The 2132-nt window shown below is 53.1% G+C and carries 2 protein-coding genes; both read right to left on the bottom strand.

The features are described from left to right. Window positions 1–82: 82 nt before the first annotated feature. Window positions 83–1360: a tetratricopeptide repeat protein gene (locus tag AC0QH1_RS30450; protein WP_324635200.1), complete on the bottom strand. Its 1278-nt coding sequence runs from the start codon at window positions 1358–1360 to the stop codon at window positions 83–85. Window positions 1361–1581: 221 nt separating this feature from the next. Further along, window positions 1582–1809: an indolepyruvate ferredoxin oxidoreductase subunit alpha gene (locus AC0QH1_RS30445; RefSeq protein ID WP_324635199.1), complete on the bottom strand. Its 228-nt coding sequence runs from the start codon at window positions 1807–1809 to the stop codon at window positions 1582–1584. Window positions 1810–2132 lie beyond the last annotated feature (323 nt).

The raw sequence follows: 2132 nt of genomic DNA, 5'->3' as shown, positions 1-2132 counted from the left end.
TAGGCTGGTCAGGTGGTTAGAAGTACAAGCCCCTGGCTTTAGACATGGGGTTGGTTTCTACGGAGTCCCTGACGGATAGATTCTAGCCAGAAAACAATCCGATCGCGCGATTGTTTGCTTCGATGGCTTCGGCATATCTTCCCATCTTTTGTAACACCACTCCCTGATTGATCCAAGCATCTCGAAAGTCGGGTTTAATCTCTGTGGCGTTGTTCCAACTGACTAATGCTTCTTCTAAGCGTTCTAACGCCGCTAATGCAACGCCGTGATGAAACCAGCTTTGGGCATCTTTGGGGTTGATTTCTAACGATTTTTCCCAACAGGCTAATGCTTCTTCCCACTGTCCTAATTTGACGCCGAAAGCTAATCCTTTGTTGTACCAAGTTTCGGCATCGTTGGAATTGATGTCTAACGCTTGGTCCCAAGAAGCCAATGCCTCTTCAATCCGTTCTAAATCGTATAGGGCATCTCCTCTGTGCAGCCAAGCCAAATGCGCTTGCGGTTCGATGGCTAAGGCGCGATCGTAGGCACTGACGGCTGCTTCTAACTTACCTAATTCGATTGACGCATTGCCCCGATTTATCCAAGCGCGGTGATGATTGGGATTGAGTGCGATCGCCCGATCCAGGGCGCTAATCGCTTCATTGTAATCCCCCGCTTCCATTCGTTCCACGGCGCGATCGTACCAACTGTCGGCATCCTCCCCCTCTGCTGCGGTTTCTCCTGGCGCGATCGGCGCGGCGATAGGTGGCGCGTTATCCGATTCTGAGTGCGGCGCTACCGGCGTAAACTCGGAAACAGACTCCGCAAGCGGTAACGGTGTGGATTCAGCATCCAGGTTGGGGGCAAAGTCTTCTAAATCTGGAGATGGCGTGACGGCGGGTTCTTCCCCTGCAGGCGGTGTGGTTTCCGGAGACGGGGGAGGGGCGGCGGTTGTGGGTTCTGCGACGCCGATGCGATCGCTCTCGGGTAAGCGCGCCAGTAGTTCTGTGCCGATATCCAGGGCAATTTCGCTAATTTGCCCGTAGTTCAGTTCCCCCAATCGCACCAATCTGCGCCCGAGTTCCGCGTTGGGTACTTCGGAAGCGAGGAGGTTGCGGCGAAAGCGCCACAACCAGGCGATCCATTGCTCCTCGGTGGCGCGATCGCTGAGTGCGGCAAAAAACCGCCCCACTTTCACTTGTTCCCATCCTTTATTTACCCCATCGAGCAACTGGAGGAAATAATGCTCAAACTCGCTGTCGCTTAGGGGTGCAAGGTTGGTTCTGGGTTCCGGTTCCACCTGGGGCGGTGGCTGTTTCGCGAATCCGAACACCCGGTGAAATAGTCGGATCGTGTGTTGCCAAATTTGCCTGAGCATTGTCCTCCTTTTGCTTCCCGGGCTTTTTGCACCATAAAATAACAGGCATCGCGTCTGTGCCGATAGCCCTATTTTACGGAAAAACCGGGTCGATGGGTGGGTCGAGTTGTGCGCCACTGGGCCGCTGATTCACTTTTCCCATCTGTTTGGGGAACTACCCGATTTTTCCGCCACTGGGTTTTTCAGACGCGATCGCCTGCTATTTTAAGACCGGCAATGCTTTATTGCGGCGTCTGCTGCAACTCGGGCCGTTCTTCGGGGACGATCGCCCCTTCTACCGGGCACACCTGCAGGCAAATGCCGCAGTCGATACAGGTGTCAAAGTCAATCCAATACCAATCGGTGCCTTTGGTATTTTTACCCGGTCCGGGATGAATGCAAGCCACCGGACAAGCATCAACGCAATCGGCAACTCCTTCGCAGGTATTGGTCAAAATCGTGTGTGACACAGTGTTCCCTCTCTCGATCGTGTTCCGACTCTTCTGGTCGTGCAGGCTGTTTCTAGCTTACCAAAACTCATTTCCATTTTGGTTTCGATGGCCTGTCAAATTGCGATCGCATTCCTTTTCCCGTTTGCGCCCCCACAACCACGGTTAGAAGGAGGCAAAAAAATTTCCGGGGCTTGACAAAGGGTGGGGAAGTGGTGATAAAATGGGAGGTGAAATCGAGGCGTCAGGCAGCGCCGTTAAGCAAGTTATGCATTGCATATACGTCCTGCCTGCACCTATAGCTTCATTCTACCCCATGTCAAGTAAAAAATCAACCGAGGCAA

Source organism: Phormidium sp. CCY1219 (assembly GCF_055795085.1).
The sequence above is the reverse complement of the archived record's forward strand: the minus strand, read 5'-3'. Positions and strand labels throughout refer to the sequence as shown.

Excerpts from the sequence above, each read along its gene's own strand:
- AC0QH1_RS30450 (WP_324635200.1), bottom strand. The coding sequence starts at position 1,360 with ATGCTCAGGCAAATTTGGCAACACACGATCCGACTATTTCACCGGGTG.